General features: G+C 54.7%; 17 protein-coding genes and 1 tRNA gene. 6 read left to right on the top strand and 12 right to left on the bottom strand.

The genetic code is table 11. The features are described from left to right. Nucleotides 1–59 precede the first annotated feature (59 nt). The 3 genes from MKX76_RS01275 to MKX76_RS01265 all read right to left on the bottom strand — a co-directional run bounded on the left by MKX76_RS01275 (nt 60) and on the right by MKX76_RS01265 (nt 2511). Nucleotides 60–851: a hypothetical protein gene (locus tag MKX76_RS01275; RefSeq protein ID WP_341032733.1), complete on the bottom strand. Its 792-nt coding sequence runs from the start codon at nt 849–851 to the stop codon at nt 60–62. Nucleotides 852–962: 111 nt separating this feature from the next. Continuing rightward, nucleotides 963–1970 (bottom strand): DUF4367 domain-containing protein, encoded by a 1008-nt coding sequence (locus MKX76_RS01270; protein WP_007127740.1) that lies wholly within the window; start codon nt 1968–1970, stop codon nt 963–965. After that, nucleotides 1939–2511, bottom strand: a complete 573-nt coding sequence (locus tag MKX76_RS01265; protein ID WP_251537743.1) for an RNA polymerase sigma factor — start codon at nt 2509–2511, stop codon at nt 1939–1941. The genes MKX76_RS01270 and MKX76_RS01265 overlap by 32 nt, the downstream gene beginning before the upstream one ends. Nucleotides 2512–2857: 346 nt before the next feature. On the opposite strand from MKX76_RS01265, the gene MKX76_RS01260 reads away from it, so the two are divergent. Next, the gene (locus MKX76_RS01260; RefSeq protein WP_007127738.1) at nt 2858–3583 is read left to right on the top strand and encodes a type II toxin-antitoxin system prevent-host-death family antitoxin; all 726 of its coding nucleotides are present in this window, start codon (nt 2858–2860) and stop codon (nt 3581–3583) included. 221 nt (nt 3584–3804) lie between these two features. Here the strand turns inward: MKX76_RS01260 and MKX76_RS01255 are convergent, their stop codons facing one another. After that, complete coding sequence (locus MKX76_RS01255; RefSeq protein ID WP_007127737.1) at nt 3805–4992, bottom strand: SGNH/GDSL hydrolase family protein; 1188 nt, start codon at nt 4990–4992, stop codon at nt 3805–3807. Nucleotides 4993–5332: 340 nt separating this feature from the next. Beyond that, nucleotides 5333–5416, bottom strand: a tRNA-Leu gene (locus tag MKX76_RS01250). Between the two features lie 182 nt (nt 5417–5598). Between MKX76_RS01250 and MKX76_RS01245 the strand changes: the two genes are divergently transcribed. Then, nucleotides 5599–6015, top strand: coding sequence for a hypothetical protein (locus tag MKX76_RS01245; RefSeq protein WP_007127736.1), 417 nt, complete (start codon nt 5599–5601; stop codon nt 6013–6015). 130 nt (nt 6016–6145) lie between these two features. On the opposite strand, the gene MKX76_RS01240 is transcribed toward MKX76_RS01245, so the two are convergent. The 4 genes from MKX76_RS01240 to MKX76_RS01225 all read right to left on the bottom strand — a co-directional run bounded on the left by MKX76_RS01240 (nt 6146) and on the right by MKX76_RS01225 (nt 8059). Next, nucleotides 6146–6469 (bottom strand): carboxymuconolactone decarboxylase family protein, encoded by a 324-nt coding sequence (locus MKX76_RS01240; protein ID WP_007127735.1) that lies wholly within the window; start codon nt 6467–6469, stop codon nt 6146–6148. A 123-nt stretch (nt 6470–6592) separates the two neighbouring features. Then, nucleotides 6593–6811: a hypothetical protein gene (locus MKX76_RS01235; RefSeq protein ID WP_007127734.1), complete on the bottom strand. Its 219-nt coding sequence runs from the start codon at nt 6809–6811 to the stop codon at nt 6593–6595. Nucleotides 6812–6938: 127 nt separating this feature from the next. Beyond that, nucleotides 6939–7268 carry a hypothetical protein gene (locus MKX76_RS01230; RefSeq protein WP_007127733.1) on the bottom strand — a complete coding sequence of 110 codons (330 nt, stop codon included), beginning with the start codon at nt 7266–7268 and terminating at the stop codon, nt 6939–6941. Between the two features lie 221 nt (nt 7269–7489). Next, nucleotides 7490–8059 carry a xanthine phosphoribosyltransferase gene (locus MKX76_RS01225; protein ID WP_341032729.1) on the bottom strand — a complete coding sequence of 190 codons (570 nt, stop codon included), beginning with the start codon at nt 8057–8059 and terminating at the stop codon, nt 7490–7492. 199 nt (nt 8060–8258) lie between these two features. Between MKX76_RS01225 and MKX76_RS01220 the strand changes: the two genes are divergently transcribed. Beyond that, on the top strand, nt 8259–8525 hold the full coding sequence (locus MKX76_RS01220; protein ID WP_341032727.1) for a hypothetical protein: 267 nt from the start codon (nt 8259–8261) through the stop codon (nt 8523–8525). Then, nucleotides 8522–9568, top strand: coding sequence for a YkvI family membrane protein (locus MKX76_RS01215; protein WP_007127731.1), 1047 nt, complete (start codon nt 8522–8524; stop codon nt 9566–9568). Before MKX76_RS01220 ends, MKX76_RS01215 begins: the two co-directional genes overlap by 4 nt. A 64-nt stretch (nt 9569–9632) precedes the next feature. Here MKX76_RS01215 and MKX76_RS01210 read toward each other — a convergent pair whose 3' ends face one another. The 3 genes from MKX76_RS01210 to MKX76_RS01200 are packed head-to-tail and all read right to left on the bottom strand — an operon-like array spanning nt 9633 to nt 15316. Continuing rightward, a complete protein-coding gene (locus MKX76_RS01210; RefSeq protein ID WP_007127730.1) occupies nt 9633–12860 on the bottom strand; it encodes an AAA family ATPase in 3228 nt (1075 codons plus the stop codon). Further along, nucleotides 12857–14170, bottom strand: a complete 1314-nt coding sequence (locus MKX76_RS01205) for a metallophosphoesterase family protein (RefSeq protein WP_007127729.1) — start codon at nt 14168–14170, stop codon at nt 12857–12859. Before MKX76_RS01205 ends, MKX76_RS01210 begins: the two co-directional genes overlap by 4 nt. 9 nt (nt 14171–14179) lie before the next feature. Next, on the bottom strand, nt 14180–15316 hold the full coding sequence (locus MKX76_RS01200) for a glycosyltransferase family 4 protein (RefSeq protein ID WP_007127728.1): 1137 nt from the start codon (nt 15314–15316) through the stop codon (nt 14180–14182). A 114-nt stretch (nt 15317–15430) separates the two neighbouring features. Here MKX76_RS01200 and MKX76_RS01195 point away from each other — a divergent pair, with 114 nt between their 5' ends. Together MKX76_RS01195 and MKX76_RS01190 are read left to right on the top strand one after the other, a co-directional pair. Continuing rightward, nucleotides 15431–16597 carry a GGDEF domain-containing protein gene (locus tag MKX76_RS01195; protein ID WP_007127727.1) on the top strand — a complete coding sequence of 389 codons (1167 nt, stop codon included), beginning with the start codon at nt 15431–15433 and terminating at the stop codon, nt 16595–16597. Nucleotides 16598–16864: 267 nt separating this feature from the next. Beyond that, nucleotides 16865–18250 carry an RsmB/NOP family class I SAM-dependent RNA methyltransferase gene (locus tag MKX76_RS01190; RefSeq protein WP_007127726.1) on the top strand — a complete coding sequence of 462 codons (1386 nt, stop codon included), beginning with the start codon at nt 16865–16867 and terminating at the stop codon, nt 18248–18250. Nucleotides 18251–18253 lie beyond the last annotated feature (3 nt).

Genomic DNA, 18253 nt, shown 5'->3' with positions numbered 1-18253 from the left:
GTAATCCCTTCGAAGAAGCTGACAAAAGCCTGCCCGGAAGGCAGACTCTTGGATCAGATTTATGGATTCTGAGATTTACTCGATAGGATGCTCTCCGCAATCGATACGAGCGCTTCTTTCGTCAGAGGACTTGTCTTATAGGTAGAAATCTCGTATTCCAGCCCTTTTTCCGTGTCCTCCCATGTTAACTTCGTGGAATAAAGAGCGTTCGAGTTTGTAGCGTATAGAGCATCGACCCCTTCTATGCTCAGCCTTTCAAACTTCTCGCCTTTCCCCGGCACCCGTGTAATTTCGGTAATGAACGGGTATACTTTTTTGGCACTGATGCGGATAACATCTGAATCTTTCGAGAATAAAAGCGCCGCTCCCCCTGCTTCGCTCCATTTTACTTTTTTCGCGTAATATTTCTTCCCTTTCGCCTCAGCCTTGAGTTCCTTTAGCAAATCTTGATACGGTTCGCTATAAGAATCGTAGTATGGAGGGACGATATCGCCGGATTGAAAAGCATACCCTTCCGGAAGCCATTCCGGCTGCTGTAACGCCGGGGCTTTGTATTTAGACACCAGCTTCAAATAATCATCGTAATCCGTGCTGGTTATGGAGTAAAAGCTAAATGAAAGCGTATTGTCAGTCCCATCATACATAACGGTTAACTCGCCCGGCTTCTTCGCTTTAGAGTGTATGGCCAACGCTTCTTTTTTTTGCTGCTCGAGACGCTCCTTACTCGAAGCGGGCTGGGCTTTGGATGCTTTCTGCGGTGCGGCGGCAGCACCCGCCGTATAACCGCTCGCCGAGCTCAGCGCAAGCAGGAAGCTTGCGGCGACAATAATCGTTTTTTTCGTCAGATTCATGGGTAAATCTCCTTTCGGCCCAAACAGGCACATGGTTTATTTCGGGATATTTGCAAAACCCTTACTTGTATAACACCTTTACCGCCTGAAAAGGGACACTTTGGAATAATGTTATTCGACCATGCTTGCTGCGGTCCGGATGAATTCGGACTTGGACAGAGTGCTGCCCTGATTGTCGAAAACGCTATAAATGACCTCATTCTCCTCATCCAGCCACTCCAACTTATGTTTATAGAAAACTTCATCTACCGATGCAGCTTTCGACGCCTCCATATATACCATCTCTTGCCCGCCTTCCGTCACCTTCTCGACGGATACGCCCTTGTGATTCCTGAATACGACCGAGGAGGGTTGTTTTTTCCGTACGAAGGCGGTGATATAGATCGTATCCTCCCCGTTGGTATAGCTGACATTCGCACTGCCCGCTTTATTCCAAGCCAACATTTTGATGAACAATTTGGTGTCGCTGGGGGAGGATTCCGCCATCCGGATAAATTCCGGCTCCAGCTTTTTCAGATGATCAAGACTGGCCTCCCCTTCCGTAATACTCGGAAATAACTTCCCTGCCGCAAAGCTGTATCCTTTAGGCAAATATCGGGGCTCAGGAAGCAGCGGCCCGGCCGTGATCTCAAGCTGCTTCTTCAATTCCGCAAAAGTTTTGTACACAATCGGTTGATATACGGTCTGAACCCTATTGCCTGTATCGTAAGCATTCAGCGTTTCGTCATGGACATAATAAGCCGCCAGCTCTCCTGGTTTGAGCTGCTCCAGGACATGCTCTTTGTACGCAGACCGCATTTCCATATATGTCTTGGCATGCGGCGTATACTTATCTTCTCGAATTTCCTTCGTTTGAACGACCACTTCCCCTTTGGAGTTCAAAATTTGCACATACCGGGAAGCCGCGTAGCCGGTTAAGGAGGTCAGCACAAGAATAAGACAGGTAATTGTAACGACAGCTCCAGTCCGGTGCCGAACCTTGTGTTTGCCGCTGCGCCGCTCATGAATCTCCTGAACCCGTTCCATCACGTTTAGGCGTACATCGATGGGGTCGGGCTCCCCCCGAATGAGAAGTCCCTTGATCGTTTCATCTTGAAGTGTAGCTTTGGCCTTGCGCATAACCTGCTCCTCCCTTCTGCTCCATCAGCTTCTGCAGCTTCAGCTTCAACCGGCCGTATTTTTTCTTGACCGCTCCCGCGCTCTTCCCCGAAATTTCTCCTATCTCGGCAAAAGATTTCTCTTCAAGCGCTCGCAAGATCAGCAAGCTGCGCTCCTCCGCATTTAACGAGGTGATGGCGGAAGCCAGCGGTTCCCCGAATAAGCGTCCGGTCATCGTTTGCTCTGCGCTTTCGGTTATCGTATCCTGCCGGAACCAACGCTGGAACTTACGCTGAACGCTACGCTTACGGAGTAAATTCAGACAATGGTAATGCGCGATTCTGTATAACCAGGATGAAAAGCTGCCGGTCGGCTCGTAGCCTTCTATTTTTTCAAACGCTCTGATCAAAATGTCCTGCACTGCATCCTCCGCCTCTTGCCGGTTCCCCAACATCCGGGTGCAGTACCGGTACAGCGGAGCCTGGAATGCTTCCACGATATGTACATACTTTTGAATTTCGCCCGCTTGGACTTCCATTACGTATTTTTCCGCAGACTCCATGAAGCCGCCTCCTTCCTACTATAAAACACTTCAGCGGCAGCAAAAGGGACACTTTTTCCCGCTTTCGTTATTTCATGTACGATGCTTCCAATAGACGCCCCATAGGGAAGCCATGCGGACAAACGCGATGACCGCTTAACCGCGCAAAAAAAGAGACGGCCCTCCTAACGCATGGCCGCCCCTTCTTCATCCTTTGATGTAACTATGCTTTGGCCCAAAACCGAAATCCTTCTTCTTCCAATTTAGTTCGGATTATGGATTTCGTCAACAAATTAGCTATCTTCGTTGATTCCCATCTCAGAATTAGCTAATATATCATTAAATTAGCTAATTCGAGGTGAAATGTATGCGAGTGCCTTCCACCGATATGCAAAACCATTTCGGAAAATATCTAAAGTTTGCCGAGGCGGGCGAGGAAATAATCGTGACGAAGAACGGCAGAGATGTTGCCAAATTAACAACCTATACCGACGCAAATGAACTTGTACTAAGGGAGGGAGCTGCGAGGGATACGGCTGACAACGACAGAGTCACCTACGAGGAATTTCTGGAGCTGACCGAAGGCTCGGAACAGCGCTACGAGCTGATCGACGGGATCGTCTATAACCTGGCCTCCCCTTCGTACAAACACCAACACGCGGTCAATGAACTGCACGGCACCTTTTACAACTGGTTTAAAGGAAAACCCTGCACTCCCCTGACTTCTCCATTCGATATTACGTTAGAGAAGGAGAAGACAAACATCTGTGTCGTGCAGCCGGATCTGGTCGTCATTTGCGACAAAGATCGGATCGATGAGAGGGGAAAATATATGGGCACGCCTGATCTCGTCATCGAGGTGCTCTCCCCGTCCACGCGAAGCAAGGACATGATCCCAAAGCTTGATCTCTATCGGCAATGCGGCGTGAAAGAGTATTGGATCGTCGACCCGATGAAAGCTCTAGTCACGGTGTATTCCTTGTTGGACGGAGAGATCGCGGATGTGAGCTATTACGCGGGGGCCCATGATCCGTTTGTGGAATCCGCACTTTACCAGGGCTTAAAGGTTTCAACGCAAGATTTATTCGCGTGAGCCTTGCATATAAAAAAAGCAGGGGCCCCTTCGGCCACCTGCTTCCTAGCCTATGAAACCGCCGCTACACTGCGATAAAAGATTGGTGCTGAGGCGGTAAGCGAAAACGCCGGTTATTGCCGCCATATTCGCAGATCTGTACAAAAGGGACCGGCTTCCCCTTAAGATCAGTTAACTGCTCGGTTAACTAACTTTCGGAATCAGGCATTACCTCCTGCTGATTACTTGGATAAATCTTGCATGAGGGCGTTTTGGTCTTTCGGCTGCGCCTCAAACCATTTCAGGAAAGCTTCGGCAACCACCGCACCCGCAAGCCCGTTCGGATGCGGATCATCGGAAAAGCTCATATACTTCGGCTCGATCCGATGCTCCTCCGGAGCCGGGCAGGACAGGATTTCCGCAATATCGAACACGGCGTCCACGCCTTCCGGAGGACGGGTGCGAATCACTTCATTGACGGTACGCCATACCTCTTCCCTGTCTCCGGTAAAATTGAACGGAGCTACAGTGAAGAGGATGATCCGCGCTTTCGTCCCGTCCTCCCTCTGCTTTAACCGCCTTACGATCGCGGACAAATCATCCAGCAGTTCCCCGGAGCTTCTCGCTCCGATATCGATATCGTTGACGCCAAGCGCGATCGCAACAATATCCCCTTCCGCTGCCTTCGCGAGCCACGGGCCGTCTGCCGAAGCGTCATAGGCCCTCGCCCAGCCGGAACCGAGATTCCATACGCTGTAGTCCGGCGATAGGCCGTCCGCGATACGGGACACCCAGTATTCGTAGCCGTCTTTAGCCGTTCTTACGCCTTGGGTAATAGAATCGCCCAGGAAGATCATGCGCTGCTTGACCGGTCGGGCATACCCTATAAATGCAGGCATAACCAAACGGTTCTCTGCCGGCATGAATCCTGTTCCACGCTCGTCATCCGCCAGGTTCCCCTCAGCCTCATAAGCTGATACGAGCAGTCCCTCCGTATTGTACGGCACCGTTTTCCCTGGAGAGCGCGTCGTAATGGTCCACGTGAACGCCAGATCATGTCCATCGGGCAGTTCGAGCTGTACCGGATCGCTCCAAAACGTTTCGCCGGGAGCCACCTCCTTACCGGGCTTCCTGTCAAATGTAATCTGCACGCTGGTTCCTGGTACAAGCTGTCCATCCCGGCCCGTGCCGCCATCGGCAGCATAAGCCGCTTCAATGCGCCACGCTCCCCCCGGCATGCTCCCTTTTGCGACCGAGCCAACATCCCAAGTAGAATCGACCGAGTTGCTATGCCAAAATCTCAGCTCCAGCTGCCCGGACTCTCTCGGTTTCATATAGGTTCGATATGTACGTGTACTTCGATCCTCTTGCTCCATAATAAAATTGGTTGCCGTTGATACTACCGTTAATGATGCATATCTTCCTCTCACAATGTCTCCCCCTCAGCTCTATGATCTTGGGAATCTGCGGGAATCGTTTGCAGTTCCGCTTCTTGCTTAATCTATCGTCGGCCTCGTTCCCCACCGGCATCGACTGCTGATAATCGGCCGATGTTCATGGCCGCCAGTTGTCCTGTTATCCGGCCTAATGCTCATTGTAGATCAATCCGGTGGAATTGTGTTCATTTTTTTACGCATCACGATGCTAACAGCTTGCCCGGCGCCTCCTGGAACCCAGCAACCAGTTTAAGGCTTTTTTGGGAAGCAACGCAAAAAAGCTCTTGAACTCCCACAAGGGAAATTCAAGAGCTTCTTCATGGTAAATAAGGTATGCGGTCGAGAGGACTCGAACCTCCACGGGGGTTAGCCCACACGGACCTGAACCGTGCGCGTCTGCCAATTCCGCCACGACCGCGTATCATGTTCTTCGCTATTCGGAGACAAGCTCTTATCAGCGGCGACAAGATATATAATATCACGGTAATAATAGGGAGTCAACACTTTTTTTAAAACTTGATTAAACCATGGATGTTCGGTTAAAATAAGAACATAAGTTCGTATAATATATCCGATTTCTATATAAAGGCGGTGAAGTTGATGGCCATACCGGCTGTTACCTCAGAGGAGCGGGCGTTGATTAAGAGCTACCTGCTTCTGATGTTCATTCATAAGGTGTTTGAGCGGGATTGCCGAATCATTCAGGAGAGCGGTGTCTTCAAGACCCCGCAATTGTATGTGGAGGTGGTCGGCAACGGAGCGAAGCGGGCGGCCGTGCTTCTCCGTGAAGTGAAGCAGGAATTCGCGAAGCGGGCGATCAAGGTGTTCGACATCGGTCAGGGCAAGGAAGGAATCGAGGCGCGCTATGCGTGTAGGGGCTACATTGGATCGATCAACATTCTATGGCCATCCTTTCGCGAGGAGATGATGGACCGCATGCGGGCCTACCTCAATCTGCCCGCATCGGAGGCGGAAGAAGGCGTCCTAACTCCCGCTGAGGCCGCCCCAGTCCGCTGAGCGGATTACCACTGGACTACACGGATGACCTTGCTTGATCTTAATGAATCGGGTCCCATCGGTGTCCACAACATAACAACAACCGTCTGCCCCGAAATCTATTCGGAACCGACGGTTGTTTCCTTAGAGGCTATTGCAGATGGTGCTGTACCCGGGTCAGACCCTGCGACAGGGCATGTCCTGCACTTGCAGCCGAAGCGACCGCTACGGCCTCCATAATTTCAGCCTCCGTAGCCCCCTTCGAGCGAGCTTCCTCCATATGATAGAACGTGCACAGCTCATTGTTTGCGAACAAACCGATGCCAAGAGCAATCAGCTGCTTCGTCTTCTCGTCCAGCTCTCCCTCACGGAAGCACACGCCCGTGAAATGATGATAAGCCTCTGCCATCTCCGGCATGCTCTGCTTCAGATTGAGAATTTCATTCTTGTAAGCTGTTACTTTGTCATTGATCATGTCCAAGCGTCTAATCACACCTTTTCTGAATAATCATGCGTCCAGCTTAAGATGTCCGACGTTCGGCTGATCTATGCCTTATGCCCTGCCTATTGCCTGCTTATCATCTGCTTATCCTCTGCCCTATGGTTCAATCGGGCTTACCCGCGGCTCGCTCTTGAGCTGGTAGCTGTAATTCCGGTCCAGCTTCACAACGCGCCGATTTCTCCGGCGGATAATGACATGCTGGGGATCCCATGCCACGACGAAGCCGATAATATCATTGCTCTCGAGGCCGTCCCGGACAACCCGAACAAGGTCGCCGGACAAGCGAAGCTCGTCCAGCCGTTCATCGCTAATCATAGTCGATCATTCCCTCCCTTAGAATAGGATGCGCATTTCCTGCAACAAAAAGACCTAAATGAAACCATTTAGGTCTTCCTGTACGATATGGATAAACATCTGAAGCCTCAGATGTTCTATATTCCCATTAACGCTGCGCTGGCTCAATGCTGTCATTCTTCTCGTACCAGAAATCCAGCACCGTCGAAGACATGACGCGCTTCTCGATATATTCCACTTGCTGCGGCGTAAACTGCTCCTTCCACTCGAAGGAAAGCTCTTCGCATAGACCGGCAATCGTCAGAAGTTCGGACCAGGCAACATATCGTTTGTACCAGAAAAACTGAGGATGTTCAATCATATAGGGATATAGATCATCGAACTCCGTATGTTTACAGTCCAAAGCTCGTTCAAAGTGTACCTTCGCTTCATTCAGCTTCTCAATCATAAACGGCTCGGTTACAGGTTGTTTCCCCATGTTGCTGCCTCCTCTCTCATGCCTATACCTCTTCATTATAAGCGAAAATGCCCGGGGCGAAAAGAATTTGTTGTGATTTTAGGCCGAAAATTCGAATCGACAAGCATTTGCCCACCTAAAAGAACAAGGTTCGCCAAGCTTCGCTTAGGGCGGCAGTTGGTATCGGCAGCGCGCGGATGCGACTGCATGGGCAGAATCGATCGGGATCACCTGCATCCCGGCTAGTCGAAATGAATATGTCCGTCCTCCAGCGAGGAAATGGTGACCAGGGATTCCACGCGAACATTCTGCTCGCGGAGTGTCCGCGCACCCGCCTGGAAGCTTTTCTCGATCACGACGCCAAGACCAACAAGCTCCGCGCCGGCCCGGCTGATAATTTTGATCAAGCCTCTGGCTGCATCGCCATTGGCAATAATATCGTCAATGAAGAGTACTCTGTCATTATCCCGTATATACTGCCTTGACACCATGATGTCGGTCACAATCCCTTTTGTAAAAGACGGAACCCGTTCGCATAAAGCATCCGGATCGGCGAGCAGCGTCTTTTTCCGCCGGGCGAACACCATCGGCACCCCGAGCTCCAGCGCAGCCGCAAACGCGACCGATATGCCGGAGGATTCCAGCGTAATCACCTTCGTCACGCCTTGATCCCGAAAACGCATAGCAAATTCCCTGCCCATATCCATAATAAGAGCCGGGTCCACTTGATGCGTCAGCAGGGCGTCCAAGATCAGCACCTGATCCGACAGCACGACCCCCTCTTTAACAATCCGCTCCTTTAACCAATCCATCCACAATGACCTCCCACCCATTCCTTTGTCGTAAAAGTAACATATTCAACCCTTGTACGGCAAGTACAAACGCTCCACCCGTCACTTATCCGTCATGTAATTACACGGGAATTCGTCATTATACCTGACATTGGGAGTGGAGCCATCGGTTCACCTTACCATGTGCCCCTTCTGAAGCACGGTGTAAGGATGTTGCAGTGTGATGCTCGCTTGTGCGATGCATGGCAGTGTGCTGCATGGCAGTGTGCTGCATGGCAGTGCGCTGCATGGCAGTGTGCTGCATGGCAGTGCGCTGCATGGCAGTGCGCTTCCCGCCAGTGTGCTGGGAAGCGCAAGCACCAAGCACAATCCCCCTAAACCCAGCGTGGCAGGACAGGTTCGAGTCATGTCCATGCGCGGTCAGGCATACCTTGTACTATACACAGATGTGCCGATCACACCATTAGCAAGGGGGCTTAGCGCTTGAAGGATATTATCCGTGTTTTCCAGATCGCTTTCACATATATCGGAACCATCGTCGGCGCAGGCTTTGCCACCGGCCGTGAAATCCTACAGTTTTTTACCCAATACGGTCACTGGGCAACCCTTACCATCATTCTCGCAACCGGTTTGTTCATTTGGCTCGGCACGAAAATCCTGATGATCTCCAGGCGGATCGGCGCGAAATCGTTCGAGGATTTAAATAAATTTTTGTTCGGCTCGAAGTCAGGGAGCTGGATCAGCGTGTTCATGTTCGTCATTCTGCTTGGCGTCAACAGCATCATGCTGGCCGGCGCCGGGTCGGTGTTCGTGGAGCATTTAAATATCGGTTATCAGACCGGCTTGTTCGTAACCATGATCGGGGCCTACTTCATTCTGAGAAAGGGCATCCAGTCCATCATGACCATGAACTCGCTCGTCGTCCCCATGATGATTACATTATCCATTGCGGTGATCTCGCAGACGTTCCAGGCTCCCGGCGCCACCCGGTTTCTCACCTTAACGACGGATCAGAGCCTGCCCGCGGCATGGCTGGCCCCGCTTCTGTACACCGCCTTTAATTTGGTGCTGGCGATGCCCGTACTGGTGCCCCTCGGCAATCAGACCGAAAATACGAATGTCGTAAAATGGGGCGGCATCCTCGGCGGAGCGGGGGTTGGATTTATGCTGATGGCTGCCCATTTCGCCTTATCCGCGCAGATGCCCGGCATCGCCCAGTTTGAAATTCCGATGGGGAGCATTGCCGCTCATCTCGGCTGGTTCGTGCAAATGATCTACCTGATCCTGATCTTCCTCGAAATCTTCAGCACCTTCGTGGCGAATATATACGGGATAACACTGCAGGTGCAGCAGTGGACCTCATGGTCCTCAAGAACGATCACTTTCGGGATCATGCTGTTCTGCTATTTCTTCAGCCAATTCGGCTTCAGTTCGCTGCTGTCGCTGCTCTATCCGATCTTTGGCGGCCTCTGCCTGCTGTGGGTGCTGCGCCTCACCTTGTTCGGCACCCCCTTGACGAACACGAAGTAAGCGACCAGCATTTAATCGAAAAAAAGACCGGTTTCCTCCGACTGGAACCGGTCTTCCCTTATATTTACATTACGATGACTTGCGCCCCGGGAATACGCTGCCGGATCTGATCTGTAACGTGCGGATGACACGTCATCATGACGATCTGGCGGCTGTGCGACAGCTCGGATATCAGCTCCAGGACATACCCGAGCCGCCGGCTGTCAAAATTGACGAACAGATCATCGAGCATAAGCGGAATGCCCGCCGCATGCGGCATGGATTGTACCAGAGCAAGCCGCATCGCCAGATACAGCTGCTCCGCCGTCCCCCGGCTCAACTTCGCGCTCTCGACAAGCCCGCCGTCCGGCCGCTCGGCTAATAGGGCATGATCTCCCATGCGCATAACGATCCTGCTGTAGGTGCCGCCTGTAAGCTTCGAGAAATAGCGGGAAGCAAGCCGCAGCACCTGCGGCTGCTTCTCCTGTTCATAGAAGCGTCTTGTGCGCTCAATCAGCCCAGCTGCAATGGCGCGAACGGCATATTGGCTGACGAGCTCCTTCAGCTCTGCCCGCTGCTCCTCCAGCTGCTGGTTCGCAGAGTCGCGATTCCCGGCGGCCTCCAGCGATTCCCGCTCCTGCAGCAATCTTCCGCGCCGCTCCTGAAGCTCATCCCGCAGCTCAGCCAAAGAGGCATCGGCCGCCTCCCGCTCTTTGAGCATGGCCTCCAGCGCCGCACCGTCGGCCGATTCAAGCAGCTGTAAGACCTGGCTTCGGAGCTGGCTGCCCAGCCCGCTGAACATCGTGATTTCATGATGACGGACCGTGCGCTCCAGCTCTTCCTTTCGCCGTGCGGCAGCGCCCATCCGCAGATAGGCTTCCCCGTCGGCTGCCCCGGACAAGCCGAGCAGCTGTTCCTTCCGCTGCAGCACTGCCGAGCGGGCTTCGTCCGCGGCTGCCGCTTCTTCCTGCAGCTCCAAGAGCCGATGCCGAAGCGATTCCCGCTGTGCCGAAGCCTCTTGATACTGCTTCCAGCGCCGGTGCAAATCGCCGAGCAAAGACAGAATGGCATCCGGGGTAGTCAGGGACTCTCTGTTTCGCTCCGGGTCCTGTTCGCCCTGAGCCAGCTCAAGGCAGGAAGCCGCATAAGCCTTGGCATCTCGCGTTAGCTCAGCGATCTTTGCCGCTCTCGCTCTCTGCTGCCGCACGATCTCTTGCCCCTGCTCAATCGCACTAAACATATCCAGCATCGCATCAGGCGACAGGCTCTGCGGCAGCAAACGCTGCATCAGCCAGGATTCCCACTGCCGCTCCAGCTGGACAAACCGCCTCTCTTCACTTTGAATTGCACTCTCGATCGCCGATCGCTCGGCAGCCTGGAGCTTAACCTTCTCCTCGGCCGAAAGGCACTCGGACGTCAAGCGGTCCAGCCGCTGACGCCATGCCTGCCAGGCATCCATGACCGATCGGAGCTCCCGCAGCTGAGCCTCCACCGCGAGCGGATCCCGCGCAGGCCGCGCTTCGGTCTTCGCCCGTCGGCTCCCCCGATACTCCAGCGTCGCAGCGGCAGCATGGTATGGACTGGAAACAAGCTCCGACAACAGTTGTTCAACCTCATGGGCATCATCTCCGCCGGGCTCCCCGGCAGAAGGGGAGGATTCCCGGGAAGGACTGTCCTTCACATTTCTTCGGCCGCTCCAGATCACATAGACCATACCCGCCAGCATGAGCACGCCGGATATAGCTGCTGCGCCGTTCGCACCGCTCCAGAACAGGAAGGACACCAGGACAACCGTTAATATGGCCATGACGGCAAGCAGGCCCGAATAAGCGGACGGCAGCCAGCCATGCTCGCTTGCCCCGGAAGCCTTAAGCTCAGGCAGGGCCTGGCTGAGCCTTCGCTCCCGCCAGCGCTCCGCCGTCTGCTGAAGCCGGCTCCATAGCATGGCCGTCTCTTGTGGCGAGCGGGGCTTAAGCATCGCAAAATTCTCTTTCCCCCGCTCCATCTCCTCGCGCAGCTGCCGCCGTGCTTCGCTTAATTCAGACTCCGCAGCGACTGCCGCCCGCTGGGCTCCGCGCAGCTCCAGCGACAGCTGCTCCATCCGGCGGTCATAGCCGGCAAAGGCAGCTCCGAGCCGCCGAACCTCCTCGCGTTCGGCCGCCGAGGTGGACAGCGCGAGCAGCTCCGCCTCGGTCCAGCCCGGATCGATGCTTCGCAGCAGCCCTGCAAGACGGTCGGCCTGGGCCGTTTGCTCTGCCGTAAGCTGTGCAAGCTCGCGGTTTCCCGCCTCATACAAACTCCGCTTGCCCCATAAATCCTCAATTCGCTGTCCCTGCTCCTCCAGCCATGTCAGCCGGGGCATGTCGGCAAGCTTCGCCTCGGTATCCCCGAGCGCACGCTCGATCCGCTGGATCTGCGCCTCCAGCTGCAGCAGCTCCTCTTCGATTCTCTCCCACCTCGCGGCACCCTCCGGCGGGAAGCTGCCGCAATCCGGCAAGCCGTCCAGCTCCAGCTTGGCCTCACGCCAAGCCAGCCACAACGGGCGGATATCAATCGCCTTGCGCAGCAGCGTTAGATCCTCTGCAGTGTCCGCGCGTTCAAGCTCCAGCCTCTCCAGCCGGTCCTCCGTTTCCCGGATAGCATCGATGACCTCGTTATAACGAGGGACATACGTCCTGCTCTCTGTCACCTCCGCCTTGAGCTGCTCGATGGACTGCAGCAGCTTTGCCGCATGCTGTACTTTGCCCCGCGGCTTATACAGCTTGTCCATCTCCTGCGTCAATCGGCGCTCGGCTTCCAAAATATTCGCGCCGCCGCCGATTCCGGCATGGAACAGATAGCCGCTGATCTCGGCGGACTGCAGGCTGCGAATTTCCTGCAGCTCGCTAAGCGAGATGGCAAACAGCTGCCGGAACATATCTTTCGATACACCGCCGAGCGCTTCCCGTTCAAGGTCATACTGCCCCAGCTCAAGCACCGTGCCGTCACCGGCCTGCTTCTGGATATGTACGCGTTCCTTCCGGCTTCCCGCAGAGCCCTCACTCGGCTGACCAAAGCGGCGGATCGTCCATAACGTTCCCTCATCGTCCAAGAAGCGCAATTCTCCCCCATGAACGCCGGAATCCGCCGGTTCACCGCGCTCCGCCGGCACACTCTTTCCGGGAAAGCCGTACAGCATTGCTCTTATAAAATACAGCACCGTGCTCTTACCCGCTTCATTCGGCCCGTACAGTACCGTTACCGGCGCCTCGATCGGGATACGCTTGTCCTGTACGCCGCCGAACCCCTGAATATGCAACCGCTCAAGCCTCATATCCCGGCACCTTCTCCCCGCTTAGACTCTTGAGTCAGCAGCGTAAGCGTCAGCTCCTCCGCCCTGCGCAGCCAGTCCAGCAGTTCTTCGGCGGGCATGCGTTCGAGCAGCGCCCGGATTTCGGCATGCTCCATCAGCGGCGCCAATGCATAGGGTACAATCCCGTCGTCCGCAAGCAAGCGCTGCTCCGACTGCTCCTTGCGAGCAAGACGGAGCAGTTCCCCGGCGAAGCTGTCCTCGGCAAGCAGACGGTCCAGATCAAGCACATCCCCGGATTGAAGCGCGAAGCCCTCGATCCAGACGCAGCCGCCGTAGCCCTGGGTCTTCGCCTTAGCCGCTTCCCTTCTCCTCATCTCGCTTAGCAGCTCATCGAGCACGTAGCCGTTTTCAAGCTGCCGGTGGACAGGACTGCGGCCCGTGATCATGACCCGGACCAAACTGAGCTTCTCCCTGTTTTCCTCCGCAACCTGCCCGAGCGTACGCTCCAGGTATTGCCTCCATTCGTCCACGCTGCCGCATCCATCGATCGGCGCTTGCACCAGGCTCCACCGCATGGAGTCCAGCTCATGGAAGCTCAGCACGGTGTTATACCCCTCGTCGACATCGACGACATAGCACCCTTTCGGTCCGGTTTCCTTGATATGCCGCCCTTGAATATTGCCCGGATACACAATATAGGGCGATTCCTGCAGCATCCGACGGGTATGGATATGCCCGAGCGCCCAGTAGTGATAACCGGCCTGCGACAAATCCTTACGCGTGCACGGCGCGTACGTTTCGTGCTGGGCATCGCCATCCACATTCGCATGAAGCAGCCCGATATGATAAAGCTCCCGGGTTGCCTGCGGATAGGTAAGCGCAATATTATCCGTCACCTTCGATGTCGGATAGGACATGCCGGTGATCTGCGCCACCTCCCGCTTGTCCGAACGCCGGACGGCCGTCACCCGGGAAGGCTCGGCCCCGAACTCTTGAACGTTCGGGGGCAGCTTCACCGCAAGCTTCGCGCTGTCCAGCGGATCGTGGTTTCCATGGATAACGTATACCGCTATTCCCTCCCGCGCCAAGGACTCCATCGCATCCAGGAAGCGAAGCTGCGCGCGGAGCGAAATGTTGGAACTGTCATAAATATCGCCGCTAATGACCATAAAATCCACCTGCTCGCTTACGGCAAGCCGAACCAGCCGTTCCAGCGCCCGGAAGGTCGAATCCTGAATGAAGGAGCGCATCCCGTCATCCAGTCCCCGCAGGCCGATGAACGGACTGTCTAGATGGAGGTCCGCAGCATGTATAAATCGAAATGAAGCCATAGCCGCTCTTTAGCTCTCTTTCTTCGGTTGATAATTCAAATACATTTTTTTCAGCTGATTGACTGAACGGGACAACGAATATTGGTTTTTCGCCTTATCCGACGCGGTCCGGGCCAGCTCATACCGGTACAGCGGGTCCACGATGACCTTCTCCAGGGCGTCCGCCAGCGCATTCGGATCCTCCGTCGGTACCAGCAGCCCGTTCACCCCGTCCTCAATCTGCTCCGCAATACCGCCGACATTGGTGCCGACTAGCGCAAGGCAGCTCAGCGCCGCCTCCGCGAATACGGAGCCGAAGGCTTCCGCCCTCGATGGCAGAACGAAGATATCAAAGAATGGCATGAATTCCTCGGGATGAAGCGTATAACCGTAAAATATCGTTTCCTGGTAAATGCCCAGCGATTTGGCCATCTCCTCCAGCTCTTGGCGAGCAGGGCCGTCTCCGATGATATGAAGGACATAATCATGGCCTTTTCGTTTCAGCTCGGCGCAAGCCTGGAGCAGAATATCCAGTCCCTTCGCAGGAACAAGGCGGCATACAGTCACCAGCTGAGGGACCGTATTTTCATGGGGAACCGGCTTAAAGCGCCGATCGTCGAATCCGTTATGGATGACCTCGATCGAATCGGCTTGATCCACATATGGAGACATATAGGACTTGAAGGATTCCGACACCGTCACCAGACGGTCGCTGATAAACTCAAGCTCTTTGTACAGAGAGGTGAGGAAACGGTGCTCAGGCCCGCCCTCTCGAATTTTTCCGTTCAAAATCAGCTCCCGCTCATAACTCGAATGGACGGTTTGGATAAGCGGAACCTCCGGGAATACGGCTTTCATGGACATGCCTGCAATCGGATGATGGCTATGAATGAGATCATAAGGCTTTTGGATGCGCAGCCGGGTCCACCATAAATAATCCCGGTAGGTCTGTATATATTTTGCAACAATCGGACTTTCCTCGAATTCCTTCCAATCAAAGGTATGAAAGACCGGATCCTCGTGGCCTTTATTGCGGATCCGCTTCGGGAGCCAGAACATCTCCATCTCCCATCGGGAGGAATGGAACCGTTCCTGCAAATATGGAATCATCGACGATACGCCGCCCGGCTGTTCAGGAGGGAAGAATAATGCTTGAAGAAGTTTCATGGGGATCTCCCTTTCTATAAATCTCTTTCTTTAAATCTCTTTCCAGAATCTTTTTCGATATGATATATTAGAACATATGTTTCATGCAAAGGAAACCTACAGGAGTGAAGCCATTTGTCCACAGATTTGACCTCTTGGTCGACTTCGCCTCTGCCAATGATATTCGCTGTCTGCGGGGCTTGCATCGCGTTCATGATGCTGATCATGTGCCTTTTTATGTACAGCAGGCAGCGGAAGAGCGCATATATTTATATGGCGGCCGCTTTCTCTTTCATTATGACACACGAGGGTCTGAACATCCATTCGGCATGGATCGGAATTGTCGATTTTTCGCCAGAACCGATCGTGCTTCGCATCATCCGCCTCTTCTCATTCGTGCTGCTCAATATGTCCGTTGTCATGCTGTACCGCAAAATCAAGACGATGCATTACTGGCTCCCGCTGCTGACCGCCGCCCTTCTATTGCTTCCGCTGATTCTTCCATCATTTCTGTCCTTCACCATTGATCCGGTCTGGCAAAGCGTATATTTTGACGTCATCTTGCTCTGCGCTTTATATGTCGCCTTTACGAAAGGGGTTCCGCGCATCGGGCAGCCCGTGAAATATGCGGTCGGACTTGCCGCCTACGCTCTGTGGTTCGCGCTTCAAGCCGTACAAACCTACACAGGCATCGTATCCATCCCGCTGCAGGGCTTTGCGCTCGCGCTCCCGGTGTTGTTCTACACCCTTGTATTCTTCATCCTGTTCCGGCGGATCGTAGAACTGATGCAATCCATCTATCGCTCGGCGATCACGGATGGCTTGACCGGCCTATACAACCGGAGACATTTCATGAAATACCTGGATCACTACACTGCCCAGGCTTTGAAGATATCCGCGATCTTCTGCGATATTGACAATTTCAAGAAGCTGAACGATACCCAGGGCCACGCCAGAGCCGATGAAGTGCTGAAGCAAGTGGCTGCCATCATGGAAGAGGAGCTAGACGGGATCGGGATTACCGGCCGATACGGAGGCGAGGAGCTGGTTGCGCTCGTGGTGGATCGCAAGATCAAGCCCTCCCAGGTTGCCGAGAATATCCGGGCCCGCGTGGCTGCGGAGACCATCGTGACCATCAGTGTCGGATACAGCGTGCTCCGTCAGGGCGTCCAGGGGGACGAGCTGATGAATCAAGCCGACAAAGCGATGTATCATTCAAAAACGACGGGTAAGAATAAGGTTACCGATTACCGCTCTTTGGAGGAATTGCTCAATGAGCCGAAGGAAGCCGCCGTCCAGTAAAGGCCAAGGCCGTCCCTTAATCAGGGCGGTCTTTTTTTGCGGCAGAGCGGGTCGTAATGTATTCTTTACGAGCACCGCTGCCGCGTGATAAACTATTGACCGTTCCTCAAGAGCCCGGGAAGTTGCCGCATGGAATTCGCATGATGTTTCGTCCTGGCGCGGCCGCCTTCCTAAGTGCCGTTACCTTATAGTTGCTTCTGCGTGAGCTGCTCGTGGTTACGAGAGAGAACAACGGATATTTTGCACGAAAAAGGAGCTGCTGACCGGATGGGAAAGGAACAACTGCCCGCCGACTTCGTCTCCCGTATGCAGGAGCTGCTTCGAGAGGAGTCGGACGATTTTTTTGCCAGCTATGACATGCCCCGCACGCAAGGCCTTCGTCTTAATCTGCTGAAGGCGGAACGGGCTGCTGAACCTGTACGGAACATCCTGCGGGATTTCCGGCTGACACCGGTTCCCTGGTGCGATACAGGTTATTATTACGATGAAACGGTACGTCCCGGCAAGCATCCGTACCATACTGCCGGACTATATTATATTCAGGAACCCTCGGCGATGTCAGCGGTAGAGCTGCTTGACCCGCAGCCGGGAGAGACGATCCTTGACCTTGCTGCGGCGCCGGGAGGAAAAACCAGCCACATTGCTTCCAAAATGGCGGGACGCGGCCTGCTCATCGCCAATGAGATTCATCCGGAGCGGGCCAGAATCCTCTCCGAGAACGTGGAACGAATGGGTATTTCCAATGCCGTCGTGACCAGTGCTGCACCGGACGAGCTCTCCCGGCGCTTCGCCGGATGCTTCGACCGGATTATGCTGGACGCCCCCTGCTCGGGCGAAGGGATGTTCCGCAAGGATCCCGGCGCGATCGAAGAGTGGTCGCCTTCCCACGTGGAGCTATGCGTCTCCAGGCAATGGGACATTGTGCAGGACGCTTGTGCCATGCTGAAGCCTGGAGGCACTTTAGCCTACTCCACCTGCACCTTCAACGAAGACGAGAACGAGAACATGGTGCAGCGCATCCTCGCCCGGTATCCTGAGCTTCAGCTTTGCGGCATGAAGCGCCTGTGGCCGCACCGGGAACGGGGAGAAGGCCACTTCGTGGCCGTCCTCGTCAAGAACGCGGAGGGAGGATCAGCGGGCGAGCAGCCTCACACGGAGGCAGAGTCCAAGCGAGGCGGCAAATCACGCCGAGGAGACAAGCCCTCGGCGGAGCGATCCGCCCTTGAAGCGTTTAAAGCGTGGGCAGAGCAGGACTTACCGGGCCATGAGCTGCCTCCGGGCGCTCCTCTGTTGTTCGGGGATGAGCTCTATTGGCTGCCGGCCGGCGAAGGCTGGAGCTGGAGCGAGCATCAGCTGCGCGGGCTGAAAATTCTCCGTGCCGGCCTTCATCTCGCCCACCTCAAGAAGAACCGGATCGAGCCCGCCCACGCGCTCGCGATGGCCAGCAAGCCGGAGCAAGCCGCTCGCGCCGTCGATCTGCCCCCGGATTCGGCCGAGGTCTCGGCCTACCTTAGGGGTGAAACGCTATCGGTTCCAGCCGATTATAAAGGATGGACCCTCGTGACGACCGACGGGCTGCCGCTCGGATGGGGCAAGGCCAGCGGCGGACAGCTCAAGAATCACCTGCCTAAGGGCCTGCGCCAGTTTAAGTAATGA

This window comes from Paenibacillus sp. FSL R5-0810 (assembly GCF_038002285.1).
Lineage (GTDB): Bacteria > Bacillota > Bacilli > Paenibacillales > Paenibacillaceae > Paenibacillus_AQ > Paenibacillus_AQ lactis.
The sequence above is the reverse complement of the archived record's forward strand: the minus strand, read 5'-3'. Positions and strand labels throughout refer to the sequence as shown.